This window comes from Streptomyces sp. S063, from assembly GCF_002832675.1.
Taxonomy (GTDB): domain Bacteria; phylum Actinomycetota; class Actinomycetes; order Streptomycetales; family Streptomycetaceae; genus Streptomyces; species Streptomyces sindenensis.
Genome location: NZ_CP021707.1, coordinates 1,508,595 through 1,525,279, shown reverse-complemented (window position 1 = coordinate 1,525,279; position 16,685 = coordinate 1,508,595). Strand labels below are relative to the sequence as shown.

General features: G+C 71.3%; 8 protein-coding genes and 5 pseudogenes. 8 read left to right on the top strand and 5 right to left on the bottom strand.

Features of this window, described 5'->3' with window-relative positions; all coding sequences use genetic code 11:
* Nucleotides 1-10: 10 nt before the first annotated feature.
* Nucleotides 11-928 (bottom strand): hypothetical protein, encoded by a 918-nt coding sequence (locus CCZ36_RS06815; protein WP_069739774.1) that lies wholly within the window; start codon nt 926-928, stop codon nt 11-13.
* Nucleotides 929-1,247: 319 nt separating this feature from the next.
* On the opposite strand from CCZ36_RS06815, the gene CCZ36_RS06810 reads away from it, so the two are divergent.
* Nucleotides 1,248-2,015 carry a S1 family peptidase gene (locus CCZ36_RS06810; protein ID WP_069739773.1) on the top strand — a complete coding sequence of 256 codons (768 nt, stop codon included), beginning with the start codon at nt 1,248-1,250 and terminating at the stop codon, nt 2,013-2,015.
* Between the two features lie 25 nt (nt 2,016-2,040).
* Here CCZ36_RS06810 and CCZ36_RS06805 read toward each other — a convergent pair whose 3' ends face one another.
* On the bottom strand, nt 2,041-3,861 hold the full coding sequence (locus CCZ36_RS06805) for a glycoside hydrolase family 35 protein (protein WP_069739772.1): 1,821 nt from the start codon (nt 3,859-3,861) through the stop codon (nt 2,041-2,043).
* A gap of 184 nt (nt 3,862-4,045) precedes the next feature.
* Here CCZ36_RS06805 and CCZ36_RS06800 point away from each other — a divergent pair.
* The 3 genes and pseudogenes from CCZ36_RS06800 to pepN all read left to right on the top strand — a co-directional run bounded on the left by CCZ36_RS06800 (nt 4,046) and on the right by pepN (nt 8,064).
* Nucleotides 4,046-4,923, top strand: a pseudogene (locus tag CCZ36_RS06800) (helix-turn-helix domain-containing protein).
* Between the two features lie 47 nt (nt 4,924-4,970).
* Complete coding sequence (locus tag CCZ36_RS06795) at nt 4,971-5,303, top strand: chorismate mutase (protein ID WP_128817205.1); 333 nt, start codon at nt 4,971-4,973, stop codon at nt 5,301-5,303.
* A 168-nt stretch (nt 5,304-5,471) separates the two neighbouring features.
* Nucleotides 5,472-8,064, top strand: a pseudogene (pepN, locus tag CCZ36_RS06790) (aminopeptidase N).
* A gap of 1 nt (nt 8,065) precedes the next feature.
* On the opposite strand, the gene CCZ36_RS06785 reads toward pepN, so the two are convergent.
* Together CCZ36_RS06785 and CCZ36_RS06780 are read right to left on the bottom strand one after the other, a co-directional pair.
* A complete protein-coding gene (locus CCZ36_RS06785) occupies nt 8,066-8,437 on the bottom strand; it encodes an ArsR/SmtB family transcription factor (protein ID WP_069739782.1) in 372 nt (123 codons plus the stop codon).
* Between the two features lie 121 nt (nt 8,438-8,558).
* On the bottom strand, nt 8,559-8,999 hold the full coding sequence (locus CCZ36_RS06780; protein ID WP_069743270.1) for an ATP-binding protein: 441 nt from the start codon (nt 8,997-8,999) through the stop codon (nt 8,559-8,561).
* Nucleotides 9,000-9,521: 522 nt separating this feature from the next.
* On the opposite strand from CCZ36_RS06780, the gene CCZ36_RS06775 reads away from it, so the two are divergent.
* Both CCZ36_RS06775 and CCZ36_RS06770 read left to right on the top strand, forming a co-directional pair.
* The gene (locus tag CCZ36_RS06775; RefSeq protein ID WP_128817204.1) at nt 9,522-10,943 is read left to right on the top strand and encodes a pyridoxal phosphate-dependent decarboxylase family protein; all 1,422 of its coding nucleotides are present in this window, start codon (nt 9,522-9,524) and stop codon (nt 10,941-10,943) included.
* Nucleotides 10,940-12,365, top strand: a pseudogene (locus CCZ36_RS06770) (lysine N(6)-hydroxylase/L-ornithine N(5)-oxygenase family protein). Before CCZ36_RS06775 ends, CCZ36_RS06770 begins: the two are co-directional and overlap by 4 nt.
* A gap of 76 nt (nt 12,366-12,441) precedes the next feature.
* Here CCZ36_RS06770 and CCZ36_RS06765 read toward each other — a convergent pair.
* Nucleotides 12,442-14,267 (bottom strand): annotated as a pseudogene (locus CCZ36_RS06765) (bifunctional metallophosphatase/5'-nucleotidase).
* Between the two features lie 140 nt (nt 14,268-14,407).
* Here CCZ36_RS06765 and CCZ36_RS06760 point away from each other — a divergent pair.
* Nucleotides 14,408-15,121 carry an SIMPL domain-containing protein gene (locus CCZ36_RS06760; protein WP_069739764.1) on the top strand — a complete coding sequence of 238 codons (714 nt, stop codon included), beginning with the start codon at nt 14,408-14,410 and terminating at the stop codon, nt 15,119-15,121.
* Between the two features lie 120 nt (nt 15,122-15,241).
* Nucleotides 15,242-16,680 (top strand): annotated as a pseudogene (gene pyk / locus CCZ36_RS06755) (pyruvate kinase).
* Nucleotides 16,681-16,685: the final 5 nt, after the last annotated feature.

The following is a 16,685-nucleotide window of genomic DNA, read 5'->3' as shown; positions in this document are numbered from 1 at the left end:
ACGCCCGGGATCAGGTGTCGCACTCCAGGCGCGTACGGCACAGCCCGCACCGTGCGCTGACCCGGCCCCGGACGGGGAGCCGGATGCGCTGGTGGCAGGTGGGGCAGGGGAAGGAGACGCGCGGCCCTTGGGGGCCGGTCTCGAAGGCGTACGGGGCATGCGGGTCCGGGCCGGCCCCGGGGCGGTCCCGGGCGTACCGCCGGTCCCTGGCGTAGCGGCGGCGGCCCGTCCAGCCGGCGGCGGTCAGCGGTGGGCTGCGCAGATCCTCCAGCGCCCGCTGCCGCCCCTTGGTGTACGCGGTGTACGCCTGGGGGCTGGTGAACCACGGGGAGGGGTCCTCGTCGAAGGCCAACGCCCGCTTGGCCAGGACGTACCCGAACTCCTCCGGGGTCAGATAGCCGAGCTTCTGACGGGACGTGGCGTCCTCCCGGAACGCGTCCAGCAGCAGCCAGCCCGTGCCGAGGTACGCCGTCGTCGTGTCGGTCAGGATCTCGTTGGCGCGGGTGCCGGGGAACTCCAGGCCGAGCCGGTGCAGCAGGACATGGGTGATCTCGTGCGCGAGCGCCGCACCGATATCCCTGCGGTGGGTGCGGAAGCGGTCGTTCAGCTCGATGAAGTACTCGGGGCCCGCCGTCAGTTCCACGCTCGCCGCGTGCTCCATCGGGCGGAAGCCGACGATCATCCGGGCGTCGGGGAGGCGCAGGTGCTGGACCAGGGAGCGCGCCACCCGCTGGGCTCCCAGATGCAGATCGTCCTCGTCCCCGAACGCGGCGTCGACGGGCGCGAGACTGGTGGCATAGGCGCGGACGCCGTCCGCCGAGAGCCGCCGGTAGAGCGCGGTGACCGCGGAGCGGACCGTGTCCAGATGCGGAAAGCCGTGGGCGACGGGTGCGCCCGGAGGACTGTTCGTCACGCCGGAATCCCCCATCCGCGACGGTCGACGGATCTCCACTGTATGCCGGGCGGGGGAGGGGGGCCGGAAAGCCGCCTGAGGATCTTGGCCGAAAACTGCACCTTGTGGCAGCGGTCACCCGACACCGATAATCGGAGTGTTCTTGTCAGGTGCATGGCTAGTTCGGTTTCCGTGCCGGAGGCCGTCACCCGGCAGGGGCACGCGCGCCGGACCGCGCACCCCCCAGCAACTCAGCACATCCAGCACCACGTACAGGGACTCCTGCACGGCAACGCGGTACGGCAACCTCCCACAGCAACCCCCCACACGAAATCCCCCACGAAAGCAGGCATCCGTGAAGCTTCTGAGCGCGCTGAAAAGGTGTTCCGTCGCCATAGCCGCCGTCGCCCTCGCGACCGTCAGTCTCCAGCCCGCCTCCGCCGCTCCCCAGCCGATCGTCGGCGGGGAACGCGCCGAACAGGGCGAATTCCCCTTCATGGTCCGGCTCTCCATGGGCTGCGGCGGTTCGCTCTACACCCAGGACATCGTCCTCACCGCCGCGCACTGCGTGGACGGTTCCGGCGACGACACCTCGATCACCGTCACCGGCGGCGTCGCCGACCTCCAGTCGCCCGACGCCATCACGGTCAAGTCCGCCAAGGTCCTCCAGGCCCCCGGCTACAACGGCACCGGCAAGGACTGGGCGCTGATCAAGCTCGCCGAGCCGATCGACCAGCCCACCCTGAAGATCGCCACCGACGCCGGCTACGACGAGGGCACCTTCACCGTCGCCGGCTGGGGCGCCGACCGCGAGGGCGGCAGCCAGCAGCGCCACCTGCTGAAGGCCGACGTCCCGTTCGTCTCCGACGCCGACTGTCAGGGCGCCTACGGCGACCTCGTCGCCGACGAGGAGCTGTGCGCCGGCCTCCTCGACACCGGCGGCGTCGACAGCTGCCAGGGCGACTCCGGCGGCCCGATGTTCCGCAAGGACGACTCCGACGAGTGGGTCCAGGTCGGCATCGTCAGCTGGGGCCAGGGCTGCGCCCGCCCGAACTACCCGGGCGTCTACACCCAGGTCTCGCACTTCGCGGCCGACATCGCCTCCGCGGCCGACTCGCTCTGACCCGGTCGGAGCGATCCGCCGCCGATCACGGCCGAACCACCCCGGGGGTGCCCGTACGAACGGGCGCCCCCGGGCCCAGTTCCACCCACGGCTCGCCAGCCTCCTCCAGCTCCAGCACCCACACCTCGTTGACGCCCTCGCGGAGCACCGGCCCCGGCACGTACAGGATCCGCTGCGGACCCGCCGACCAGTACCGGCCCAGGCAGAAGCCGTTCACCCAGACGAACCCGCGCGTCCAGCCCGGCAGTTCGAGCCCCGCGTGACCGGCCCCCGCCGCGCCCCCGACCGTGAACGCCCCCCGGAACAGCCCCGTCCGCCCCGCATCGCCCGCCCCCGCGGCGGCCTCCACCGGCCCGAACGGGACCGCCGCCACCGCGCCCGGCGCGTCGAAGGCGTCCAGCGCCAGCCCCCGGGCCCGCACCCCGTGCAGATACTGCCGCTCGTGCAGCACCCCGCCCGTGACCCCCTTCGGCTCGCCGAGCCTCGGCCCGTAGTTGACCCGGCCCAGCGACTCCACCCACAGCTCGACCTCCGCGGGCCCCGCCACCGGCTCCGCCAGCGTCCCGGACTCCTCGGTCAGCACCCCGGCCCGCACCCCGTCCACGTACACCACCGCCCGGTCCCGCAGCCCCGAGACGCCCAGCGGATACGCCTGGCGCGGCCCCGGCACCGCCACCCGGTAGCGCACCAGACCCCGGTCCACGCCCAGCTCCTCGAACGTCGGCGGCACCCCCGACTCCGTCTCCGGACCGCCCAGCACCTCCAGTACGTCCCCGAGCCCCGCCCACCCGGTCAACTCCGCCCGCACCGGCCCGGCGAGCCCCCGCGGCTCCGGCGGCAGCGCGGGCAACGGCCGCTGCGCGTACTCCTGAAGAACCTTCCGGAACAGATGGAACTTCTCCGTGGCCCGCCCGTACTCGTCGACCGGCGCGTCGTAGTCGTACGACGTCACCGTCGGCCGGAACTCCCCGTCCTGCAAGGGGCCACCGCGATTCGCCCCCGCCCAGCCCGCGAAGTTCGTCCCGCCGTGCGCCATGTAGACGTTCACCGATGCCCCGCACTCCAGGATCTCCCGCAGCGCCCCCGCCGCCTCCTCCGCGTCCCGCAGCACCGGTTCGGCCCCCCAGTGGTCGAACCAGCCGCACCAGAACTCCATGCACATCAACGGGCCCTTCGGCTGATGCCGGCGCAGCACCGCGAAACCCTCCCGCGCCCCCGAACCGAAGTTCGCCGTCGCCAGCAGCCCCGGCACCGAACCCCCGGTCAGCATGTGGTCCTCCGGACCGTCCGACGTGAACAACGGGACCGACACCCCGCACTCCCGCAACAGCCCCGCCAGCCACTCCAGATACACCGCGTCGCTGCCGAAGCTGCCGTACTCGTTCTCCGCCTGGACGAGGACCACCGGGCCGCCCCGCGCCACCTGCCGTTCCACCACCTGCGGCAGCAGCTCCCGGAACCACCGCTCCACCACCGCCCGGTACTCCGCGTCCCGGGTCCGCACCCGCCGCCCGAACCGGCCCGTCACCCACACCGGCAGCCCGCCGTTCTCCCACTCGGCGCAGATGTACGGACCCGGCCGCACGATCGCCCACAGCCCCGCCCGCTCCACCGCGTCCAGGAACCGGCCGAGCGCCCCCACGTCCCGGACCTCGCCCTCCCGCGGCTCGTGCAGATTCCACGGCACATACGTCTCGACGCAGTTCAGGCCCATCGCGGCGAGCATCGCGAGCCGGTGCCCCCACTGCTCCTCGTGCACCCGGAAGTAGTGCAGGGCACCCGACAGCAGCCGTACGGGCTCCCCGTCGAACCGGAAGCCGTCGTCCCCCACGGTGAAGTCGGTCATGGCGCAGTTACGCTCCTGTGCTCGGCCGCGCCCGGCGGCCTCCGGGGCGATTGGTCCGACCACTGTCACCTCTGGCGCCCACCGGGTCCATGGACAAAGATCGCTGTTGATTGGACGCAACGGACCGGCGGCCGGGACCCACCGGAACCACAACCGACGGACCACCTGGGAGGGGAAGACCGCGATGTACCACACCTGGATGCGCTTCTTCACCCCGAGCCCGCTCCACCACCGCCTGGGTCTCGTCTGCCTCGGCGTCGGCCTCCAGCACGGCGCGCTGCCCACCGTCGGACCCCGCACCCTCGACCACCACGTCGCCGTGATCGTCAACTCCGGCACCGGCTGGTTCAAGGCCCCGACGGCCGCCGCACCCCCGTCACCGGCCCCAGCCTCATCTGGCTGACCCCCGGCACCCCCCACCACTACGGCGCCGACCCCGGCACCGGCTGGGACGAGAGCTTCGTCGACTTCACCGGCCCCGCCACCACCACGTACACCGAACTCGGCTACATCGAACCCGACCGCCCCCTCGTCCCGCTCGCCGACACCGCCACCCCCCGCGCCGCCGTCACACGCATCGTGCGCGCCGCCCGCCGCGGCAACCCCCTCCTGGAGGTCGAGACCGGGGCCGCCGTCCACGAACTCCTCGTCTCCCTGCGCCGCGCCCGCGCCGACATCGGCCCCGACGGCGACCCGGTGCTCCAGGCGCTCGCCCGCGACGCCTACCAGCCGCTCACCGTCGCCCAGCACGCCTCCCGGCACGGCATGACCCCCGCCGAACTGCGCACCGCCGTACGCCGCGGCGCGGGATGCAGCCCCAAGGACTACCTGCTCGGCATCCGCCTGGGCCGGGCCAAGGAACTCCTCGCCGCCACCGACCTGCCGGTCGCCGCCGTGGCCCGCCGCGTCGGCTACGACGACCCCGCCTACTTCTCCCGGCTCTTCGCCCGCCGGGTCGGCACCGCCCCCGTCCGCTTCCGCGAACAGCAGGGCCGCAACGTGCCCGGCGGCTGGAGCGACCAGGTGCCCGACCCCCACGACCCGCCGACCATCGGGCCGTGAGGGCGGACGTCCGTCCCCTGCTGACCGGACGTCTATCCTCGCTGACCATGAGTAAGAGCGAGATCGACGCGACCGTCCGGGCCGAGCTGAACCGGCTGCGCGAGAGCATCGACAACATCGACGCCGCCGTCGTCCACATGCTGGCCGAACGCTTCAAGGCGACCCAGCAGGTCGGCCGCCTCAAGGCCGACCACAAGCTGCCGCCCGCCGACCCCGCCCGCGAGACCCGCCAGATCGCCCGGCTCAGGGAACTGGCACAGAGCGCCAACCTGGACCCGGCGTTCGCCGAGAAGCTGCTGAACTTCATCATCGCCGAGGTGATCCGCCACCACGAGCGCATCGCCGAGGAAGCGGAGAACGGCCCGGCGCGGAACGCCTGAGCGGCTACCGGGCCGGACGCCGCGGCCCCCCGCCCCGCGCACCGCACCTCGAACACCGGCCCGGCCGACCGCGCCACGGCGAACGGCGACCTCGCGGCCGGCCGCCCGCCCGTCCGCCCAGGGAGAACCCCGCTGCGCCCGCCGTCCCCCGTACGGCAGCATGGGGCCATGTCCGTACTGACGCGCGACGAAGCGCAGACCCGAGCCCAGATCCTCGACGTGGAGCGGTACACGATCGCCCTCGACCTCACCACCGGCGAGGAGACCTTCGACTCCGCCACCGTCGTCCGGTTCACCGCCCGCGCGGCCGGAGACACCTTCGTCGAGGTCAAGCCCGCCACCCTGCGCTCGATCAGTCTCGACGGACAGCCCCTGGACCCCGCCCTCCTCGACGGCAACCGCTACCCCCTCACCGGGCTCACCGCCGGCCCCCACGAACTGCGCGTCGACGCCGCGATGCACTACTCCCGCACCGGCGAGGGCATGCACCGCTTCACCGACCCCACCGACGGCGAGACCTACCTCTACACCCAGCTGTTCATGGAGGACGTGCAGCGCGTCTTCGCAGCCTTCGACCAGCCCGACCTCAAGTCCGTCTTCGCCATCGACGTCACCCCCCGAAGGCTGGACCGTCCTCGGCAACGGCGTCGCCGAACACCACGGACAAGGGCACTGGACCATCGCCCCCACCCCGCTCATCTCCACCTACCTCGTCGCGATCGCCGCCGGCCCCTGGCACTCGATCACCACCGAGCACGCCGGACTGCCCTTCGGCATCCACTGCCGCCGCTCCCTCGCCCCGTACCTGGACGCCGACGCGGACGAGATCCTCGACATCACCCGGGCCTGCTACGACCGCTACCACGAGAAGTTCGACGAGCCCTACCCGTTCGACTCCTACGACCAGGCCTTCGTCCCCGAGTTCAACGCGGGCGCCATGGAGAACCCCGGACTCGTCACCTTCCGCGACGAGTTCGTCTACCGCTCCGCCGTCACCGACACCGAGCGCCAGACCCGCGCCATGGTCATCGCCCACGAGATGGCCCACATGTGGTTCGGCGACCTCGTCACCTTGACCTGGTGGGACGACATCTGGCTCAACGAGTCCTTCGCCGAGTACATGGGCTACCAGACCCTCACCGAAGCCACCCTGCCCCGCCCTCTCCACTCCGCCCGGGCAGGAGAGGCCCCCTTCCCCGACACCTGGGTCGACTTCGGCGTCGCCCGCAAGGGCTGGGGCTACGACGCCGACCAGCGCCCCTCCACCCACCCCGTCGCCCCCGACCCCGACGCCGTCCCCGACACCGCGTCCGCCCTCCTCAACTTCGACGGCATCAGCTACGCCAAGGGCGCCTCCGCCCTGCGCCAACTCGTCGCCTGGCTCGGCGAGAAGGACTTCCTGGCCGGCATCAACGCCCACTTCGCCCGCCACAGGTTCGCCAACGCCACCCTCGCCGACTTCATCGACAACCTGGCCTCCGCCACCGACCGCGACGTCCACGCCTGGGCCGAACAGTGGCTGCGCACCACCGGCATCGACACCCTCACCGCCGAGGTCGGCACCCCCGCGCCCACCGGACCGGCCGGTCCGCCGGCGCACAGCAACGGCCAGACCTGGTCCCTCACCGTCACCCGCGACGGCTCCCGCCCCCACCGCATCACCGTCGGCGCCTACGACCACGCCCTGAACACCCAGGCAGGCCCCGGCCACCTCGCCCTGCGCGACCGCTTCGAGATCGACGTACCCGGCGACGGGACACCCACGATCCGCCCCGGCCGCCGCCCCGCCCTCGTCGTCCTCAACGACGGCGACCTCACCTACGCCAAGGTCCGCCTGGACACCGCCTCCTGGGACACCGTCCTCACCGGCCTCTCCGGCATCCCCGACGCCCTCACCCGGGCCGTCCTGTGGAACACCGCCCGCGACATGGTCCGCGACGCCGAACTCCCCCCGGCCACCTACCTCGCGGCCGCCCGCACCCACCTCCCGTACGAGACCGACCTCGCCCTCGTCCAGGGCGTCCTCTCCTTCGCCGCCGGCCAGGTCGTCGACCGCTACACCGTCCCCGAGGACCTGCCCGCCGCCCGCGCCACCCTCACCGACCTCTGCCGCGACCTCATCCGCCGCACCGAGGACGGCTCGCAGCCGGGCCTCCGCCTCATCGCCGTACGCCACTTCATCGACGCCGCCAGCCAGCCCGACACGCTCCGCAGCTGGCTCGACGACGGCACCGTCCACGGCGGACCCGAGCTCGACCCCGAGCTGCGCTGGCGCATCCTCACCCGGCTCGCCGTCCTCGGCGCCACCGACGAGGCCGCCATCGCCACCGAACTGGCCGCGGACCCCAGCGCCACCGGCCGCGAAGGCGCCGCCCGCTGCCGCGCCGCCCTGCCCACCCCCGACGCCAAGGCCGCCGCCTGGGAAGCCCTGTTCACCGACGACACCCTCTCCAACTACCTCTTCACCGCCACCGCCCAGGGCTTCTGGCAGCCCGGCCAGGAAGAGCTGACCGGCGACTACGTGTCCCGGTTCTACCCGGACGCCACCGCGCTCGCCGCCCGCCGCGGCCCCGCCATCGCCGAGGCCGCCGGACGATACGCCTTCCCGGTGTACGCCGTCGACCCCGAGAGCCTCGGCGCGGGCCTCCGCGCCCTGGAGGACCAGGACCTCGTCCCCGCCCTGCGCCGCAAGCTCGTCGACCAGCTCGACGACCTCCGCCGCGCCCTCGCCGTACGGTCGGCCGTCGCCCTCGCCGACTGACCTAAGGAGTCTCCCGACGGCCCGGGCCACCATCGTCCGGGCCGTCGTTCCCCGACCGCAGATCAGCCAGCAGCTCCGCCTGGCCCGCCAGCACCCCGGTCAGAATCGTCCGCGCCACCCGCAGCAGCTCCGCCACCCCCGGGTCGGACAGCGTGTAGTGCACCGCCGAACCCTCCCGCCGGGCCGTCACCAGACCCGCCCGGCGCAACACCGCCAACTGCTGCGAGAGGTGCGCGGCCTCGACCCCCACCTCGTTCAACATCTCCGAAACCGCGTGATCGCGCTCACTGAGCAGTTCGAGCACCCGGATCCGGACCGGATGCCCCAAAGTCTTGAAGAACTCCGCCTTCAAGCGGTACAGCGGCGTGCTCACCTGCGGCACCCCGTTCCGTACGGCGGGCCCCACCGCACCACTGCTGACCCGAACTCTTCACCATGGGGCCATTTTCCCGCCTCAGCGCCCGGGGAGCGCACCCGGGGACCGAACCCGCGGGTCACCGCAGGCCGGACCGCAGCGGGAGGGTGACCCATATGCTCTTGCCGCCCTCGTCGGCATCGCCCCGCACCACCGCGCTGCCGCCCAGACCACGGGTCAGCTCCATCACGGTCGCCAGCCCCCGCCCGGGCGCTGTTCCGGCGGACGCGAACAGCACCGGCCGGTACGGGTGGCGGTCGTGCACACCGAACGCGAACATGCCGGGGCCGCCCGCGAACACCACCGTCACATGGGGCGAGAGCACCGCCGCGTGCCGCACGCTGTTGGTCACCAGCTCACTGACGATCAGCAGCGCCGGATCCCGGCACGGATCCCGCGGCGCCACCCCCCACTCCGCCAGCACCTGCTCGGCGGTCTCCCGGGCGACGCGCACCGCCGACCCCAGGGCGGGCAGCGTCAGCACATGCCGGTACGGCAACGAATCCGGAGGCATGATCATCGGGCCACCTCCGCGCCCGGACCGCACTCAGTCACGATCGGAACCAGGACCACCGTCATCGCTCCGCCCCCGCCGCGGCCCGGCACCTGGAGGTCCGACCCGCCGGACACCGCCGCCGGCGCCCCCGCCACCCCATCCGGACACCCGCTCACGGCGCGGTCACCTCCTCCTGACACAGGGAGACCGGCACGGCAGAGCCCTTCCTCAGCAGTACGTCACCGCCGTCGGCAGGAGAGCCGGACGAGGACCGCGGCCCCCGCACGACGGCCGAACAGCCCCCACAGCATGTAGTGAATTGCACAATTTCGCAATTGTCTCATTGAGCAATGTCGAGAGGGCCCACCCCCTCGCACGCCCGTCCGGCACTCGCCCGTCCATACCACCCCGCCCCTCACCCGCCCGGCCGCACCGACCGCCAGTACCCCTTTCGAGTTCGAATCGTTGGGCTCTTCGGCCGCGCCACCCCGAACCACGGACAAGCCGGCATGACCACCCCCGCGTACCCGAAGGACCACCCCACCCATGCCCACCCCACCCCTCGCCGGAGGCACCGCAGGCCCCGCCGCACTGCGCCCCCTCCTCGACACCGTCCTCACCGCACTCCACGACGGCGCGGCCCTCCGCGACGGCCCCCTCCCCGCCGGCGGACCCGACACCGTCACCCCCCGCACCCGCACCGCCACCCACCCCCTCATCCCCGACCACGGCACCGGCCCCCACGACGCCCTGCGCGCCCTCGTCACCACCCTCGCCGCAGGGGCCGCCGACCCCGCCCACCCCCACTGCGCCGCCCACCTCCACACCCCGCCCCTCGCCCTGGCCGCAGCCGCCGACCTCGCCGCCAGCGCCCTCAACCCCTCCATGGACTCCTGGGACCAAGCCCCCGCCGCCTCCGCCCTCGAAGCCGGCCTCACCAACGCACTCGCCACGGAGATCTACCCCCACGCCCCCTCACCCGACGCCGTCATCACCACCGGCGGCACCGAGGCCAACCAACTCGCCCTGCTCCTCGCCCGCGAACGCCACGGCCCCGTACAGACCGTCTGCGGCGCCAACGCCCACCACAGCATCGCCCGCGCCGCCTGGCTCCTCGGCCTCCCCGAACCCGTCGTCATCCCCGCACCCACCGGCACCCTCGACCTCACCGCCCTGGACGACGCCCTCACCGAACTCCACCGCCCCCTCCTCGTCGTCGCCACCGCCGGCACCACCGACACCGGCAAGATCGACCCCCTCGACGCCATCGCCGACCTCTGCACCACCCACCACGCCGAACTCCACATCGACGCCGCCTACGGAGGACCACTCCTCCTCAGCCCCACCGCCCGCCCCCTCCTCCACGGCCTCGACCGCGCCCACAGCGTCACCCTCGACCTCCACAAACTCGGCTGGCAGCCCGCATCCGCCGGCCTCCTCGCCGTCCCCGAACACCACCACCTCACCCCCCTCCACCACCACGCCCCCTACCTCAACGCCGACGACGACACCGAAGCCGGCCTCCCCGACCTCCTCGGCCGCTCCCTGCGCACCACCCGCCGCCCCGACGCACTCAAGATCGCCGTCACCCTCCAAGCCCTCGGCCGCAACGGACTCGCCGACCTCATCGACCGCACCATCACCACCGCCCACCACCTCGCCGACCTCATCGCCCGAACCCCCACCCTCGACCTCTACGACCACCCCACCATCAGCACCGTCCTCTTCCGCCCCACCGACGCCGACGACCACACCGTCGCCACCGTCCGCCGCACCCTCCTCCAACGCGGCCACGCCGTCCTCGGCCGCGCCCACGCCGAAGGCCGCCTCTGGCTCAAGGCGACCCTCCTCAACCCCCACACCACCCCCCACGACCTCCAGACCCTCCTGGACCTGGTCACCGCCACCACCACCGACCTCCTCACCCACCCCACCCCCCACCCCACGGAAAGCGACACTCCGCGATGACCGACCGGCCCGCCCACGAACCCGACCAGCCACACGACCTCGTCGGCATCGGCATCGGCCCCTTCAACCTCTCCCTCGCCGCCCTCGCCCACGCCATCCCCGCAGCCCCGGCGACCCCCGCCCCCTCGCCGCGACCTTCTACGAACAACGCCCCGCCTTCCACTGGCACCCCGGCCTCCTCCTCGACGGCGCCAGCCTCCAAGTCCCCTTCCTCGCCGACCTCGTCACCCTCGCCGACCCCACCAGTCCCTGGAGCTTCCTCAACTACCTCCGCACCCGCGACCGCCTCTTCCCCTTCTACTTCGCCGAGCGCTTCCACATCCAACGAGCCGAATACGACGCCTACTGCCGCTGGGTCACCGAACAACTCCCCGGACTCCACTTCGGCCACCAGGTCGACGCCGTCCGCTGGAACACCGACCGCGCCCTCTTCGAAGTCGACTTCACCCAACTCGACCGCGACGGCGAAGCCGAAGCACTCGGCCGCGCCTACACCCGCCACATCGCCCTCGGCATCGGCACCGAACCCTTCGTCCCCGAACCCCTCAAACCCCTCGCCGAAGCCGAATCCGTCCCCGTACTCCACTCCGCCGACTACCTCCGCCACCGCGAACGGCTCCTCGACGCCCACCACATCACCGTCATCGGATCCGGCCAGTCCGGCGCCGAAATCTTCCTCGACCTCCTGCGCGCCCGCCCCGAAGGCGCCGAGAAGATCCACTGGCTCGCCCGCACCCAGGCCTTCGCCCCCATGGAATATTCGAAACTCGGCCTGGAACACTTCACCCCCGACTACAGCCGCTACTTCCACGCGCTCCCCGAATCCGCCCGCGACGAACTCGTCCCCCGCCAATGGCAGCTCCACAAAGGCATCGACGCCGACACCATCGCCGCCATCCACGACGAGCTCTACCGCCGTACCCTCCACGGCGGCTGGCCCGACGCCACCCTCACCCCCGGCGTCCACGTCCGCACCGCCGGACGCCTCGCCAACACCCAAGTCGAACTCCACCTCGAACACACCCAGCAAGGCACCCGCACCCGCCTCACCACCGACGCCGTCATCCTCGCCACCGGCTACCGCGAACGCCCCCTCGACGCCATCCTCGGCGGCCTCGACCCCTACCTCCGCCGCGACGCCTCCCACCGCCCCCGCATCGACGACCAGTACCGCCTCGTCCTCGACCCCACCGTCACCGGCCACGTCTACGTACAGAACGCCGAACGCCACACCCACGGAGTCGGCGCCCCCGACCTCGGCCTCGCCGCCTGGCGCAGCGCCACCATCCTCAACAACCTCACCGGCACCAACCCCTACCCCCTCCCCGAACGCACCGCCTTCACCACCTTCGGCCTCACCCCCCACCCCCGGCCATCCCCACCCAGACCCCCGCACTCGTCCCCCTGCGCCAGACCCTCTAGCCCCCCAGGGACAGCGAACGGCCCGGGCCCCCACCAACGGAGACCCGGGCCGAACGAACAGCTCACACCAACGGCACTACGGGAACACCGGCGTCCCCTCACGCGTCAGCCGCCACCCCACCGAAGCGAACACCGCCGGATCCACCGAACCCTTCTCCCGCACCCACCCGATGATCGTGTTCCGGATCTCGTCCGAATTCGCCCACAGCTGCAGCGCACCCGGCACATGCGGGAAGTTCCCCCCACCGCTCGCCCGGTAGTTGTTCACCGCGAACACGAACCGCGCCGCCGGATCGACCGCCTCCCCCTCGAACGACAACCCCACGATCCGCGAACCCACCGGCTTCGCGATGTCGACGTCGTACGTCACCCCCGACACCGCGTCGTAGTTGTAGTCCGGAATCCCGTCCGCATTCGTCAGCTTCGTCGTGTCCACCGGACCCCCGCAGGCGTCCGCACGTAATACCGCGCCGAATACTCCAGATAGTCCTTCAGCTGGGCACCCGTGATCAGCCGCGCCTCCAGCGTGTTCTCGAACGGATACAGCCCCGCCGCATCCTTGATCGTCACCTCACCCGCCGGAATCCCCGCCGTACGCGAGAAGCACGACGCCTGCGACAGCACCGGCAGCGCCGCGTACTCCCCGCCCGCCAGCGCCGCCCGCACCGTCTCCGTCTGCACCACGTTGATCAGATCGATGATCGGCTCGTCCTTCCACGGCGCGTCCGCCGTCGACATCGCCACCACCGACGTACCGATCACCTGGTTGACGTACTCCACCACCTTGCGGTGCTCACGGCGCAGCAGCGACGTCACCTCCGGGTCCTCCGGCACCGTATTGGAGTTCAGCACCCGGGACCCGGCCCTCTCCACCACCCAACGGCCCTTCTCCCACACCACATCGAAGTCGAACAGCGTCAGCCGCTGCCCCCACTTCGCCGGCTCCGACAACACCACCTGCCTGCCGGTCTCCTTGTTCGTCACGAAGTGCTCGGCGATCTCCACATGCGCGTGCCCCACCAGAATCGCGTCGATCCCCGGCACCTGCTCCGCCACCAGAGCCGCCGCGTTCTCCACGTACGGCAACTGATCACCCCACGACGACGTCCCCGAAGAACCCGAATGCGCCGACACGATCACCACGTCCGCACCCATCGACCGCAGCTTCGGCACCCACTTCGCCGCCTGCTCCTCCAGCCCCGGGAACACCATCCTCCCGCCCACATTCGCCTTGTCCCAGATCGCGATACCGGGATTCGTCAGCCCCAGCACCGCCACCCGCACATCACGCCCGCACGGCGTGTGCATCCGCTTGATCACATACGGGGCGAACGCCGGCCGCAACGTCTTCGCATCCAGCGCATTCGCCCCCAGCAGCGGAAAATCGCACTGCTCCTCGAATTTCCGCAGCACCGGAATCCCGTAATTGAACTCGTGATTCCCGAGCGCCGCCGCGTCGTAACCGATCGCGTTCATCGCCCGCGCCATCGGATGCACCGGACCACGCCGCGCCGTGATCGGATCGACCTTCGCGTAGTAGTACGACAACTGCGTGCCCTGGATCGTGTCACCCGCATCGATCAACAGCGTGTTCCGGCGCCCCTTCTCCCGGCGCACCTGGTCCACCAGCGTCGAGATCTTCGCCAGACCGACGTCGTTGTGGGCGGAGTCGTCGTACTCCTTGTCCGTGAAGTAGTCCCAGTTGAAGACGTTCCCATGCAGGTCGGTCGTGCCCATCACCGTGAACGAGTACCGCTTCGGAGGCCGCCCGTGACCGTGCCCGTGGCCCTGCCCCGTGGCCCGCGCCGCACCGGCCGAGCCCACGACCGCACTGCCCACCATCGCCACACCCGCACCCGCGGCGGCCGAACGGCCCAGAAACGTCCTGCGGTTCAACGGCATCTCTTCACTCCTCGTTCAGTAGGGCAACGCGCGTAGATTCTGGCCCAGCGCCCCACACCCGCAACACCCCGCACAGGTTTCGATCTGATGACCACCCGACACACACCCCGCACCACCACCCGCCGTGCCACAGTGAACGCATGACCGAAACCGCCACCCCCGCACCCCACCCCTCCCACGGCACCCCCACCACCCCCCGCGTCACCGTCCGCGGCGAAGCCCACCTCGAAGCCGACCCCGAGATCGCCCGCATCGCCGTCACCCTCACCGCCCGCAACACCGACCGCCGCACCACCCTCGACGACCTCAACCGCCGCAACACCGCCACCCTCGACCTCATCAAGGGCTACGGCGACACCATCGAAAAACTCGAAACCGGCACCCTCACCATCCGCCCCGAACTCGCCCGCCACGGCCGCGGCGAACGCATCCGCGCCTACCACGGCAGCATCCAACTCACCGCCACCCTCAACGACTTCACCGTCCTCGGCGAAATCGTCGCCCGCCTCGCCGACCAGGAACTCACCCGCATCGACGGCCCCTGGTGGGCCCTGCGCCCCACCTCCCCCCACCACGCAGCCGCCCGCCGCCAAGCCGTCCAGGAAGCCCTCCAACGCGCCCGCGAGTACGCCGAAGCCCTCGGCACCCACATCGACGCCCTCCTCGAACTCAGCGACACGGGCACCCTCGGCGGAGCCACCTTCACCACCGCGACCTACGGCGGCGGAGTCCTCCGCTCCGCCCGCGCCGAAAACGCCCCCGAAACGGCCCCCGTCGACCTCGAACCCGTACGCCAGAACGTCGACGCCCAGGTCGAAGCGGCCTTCACCCTCATCCCCCCGAACCTCGGATAAACGCTCATCAGAGCACCCCGCCGCACACTTCAACACTTGTCAATAACCCTTCATCCAAAGGTTGTTGAGGTGTCATACGCAGCCAAATACCTACCCGTAGGTAAGGTTTAGGCTCGACGTATGCGCCGAGCGAAAATCGTTTGCACCCTGGGACCCGCAACCGACTCATACGACCAGATCAAGGCCCTGGTCGAAGCGGGAATGGACATCGCCCGCTTCAACCTCAGCCACGGCAGCTACGCCGAACACGAAGAGCGCTACCACCACGTACGCAAGGCGTCCGAGGAAACCGGCCGCAGCGTCGGCATCCTCGCCGACCTTCAAGGCCCGAAGATCCGCCTCGGACGCTTCCGCGAAGGCCCCGTACTCCTTGAACGCGGCGACACCTTCACCATCACCGTCGAACCCCTCGAAGACCAAGGCACCGGCGACATCTGCGGCACCACCTACGACGGACTCGCCGCCGACGTCACCACCGGCGAACGCATCCTCGTCGACGACGGCCGCGTCACCCTCGAAGTCACCGCGGTCGACGGACCCCGCGTCCACACCACCGTCATCGAAGGCGGCATGGTCTCCGACAACAAGGGACTCAACCTCCCCGGCGTCGCCGTCTCCGTCCCCGCCCTCTCCGAGAAGGACATCGACGACCTCCGCTGGGCCCTGCGCACCGGCGCCGACATCATCGCCCTCTCCTTCGTCCGCACCGGACGCGACATCGACGACGTCCACCGCATCATGGACGAAGAAGGCCGACGCCTCCCCGTCATCGCCAAGGTCGAAAAACCCCAGGCCGTCGACAACATCGACGACATCGTCGCCGCCTTCGACGGCATCATGGTCGCCCGCGGCGACCTCGGCGTCGAAATGCCCCTGGAACAGGTCCCGATCGTCCAGAAGCGCGCCATCAAACTCGCCAAGCGCAACGCCAAACCGGTCATCGTCGCCACCCAGATGCTCGACTCGATGATCGACAACTCCCGCCCCACCCGCGCCGAAGCCTCCGACGTCGCCAACGCGATCATCGACGGCACCGACGCGGTGATGCTCTCCGGCGAGACCAGCGTCGGCAAATACCCCACCGAGACCGTGCGCACCATGTCCCGCATCGTCGAAGCCGCCGAGGAAGACCTCCTCGCCAAGGGCCTCCCGCCCCTCACCGAACGCAACAAGCCCCGCACCCAGGGCGGAGCGGTCGCCCGCGCCGCCGCCGAAATGGGCGACTTCCTCGGCGCCAAGTTCCTCGTCGCCTTCACCCAGAGCGGCGACACCGTCAAGCGCCTCTCCCGCTACCGCTCACCCATCCCGCTCCTCGCCTTCACCCCGACGAAGCCACCCGCGCCCAGCTCAACCTCACCTGGGGCGTCGAGACCTTCCTCGGCCCGAAGGTCGACTCCACGGACGCGATGGTCGCCCAGGTCGACGAGGAACTCCTGCGCATCGGCCGCTGCGCGAAGGGCGACGTGGTCGTCATCACCGCCGGCTCCCCGCCCGGCGTCCCCGGCTCCACGAACCTGGTCCGCGTCCACCACATCGGTGAGGACGACAGCCCGAAGTAGGGCGG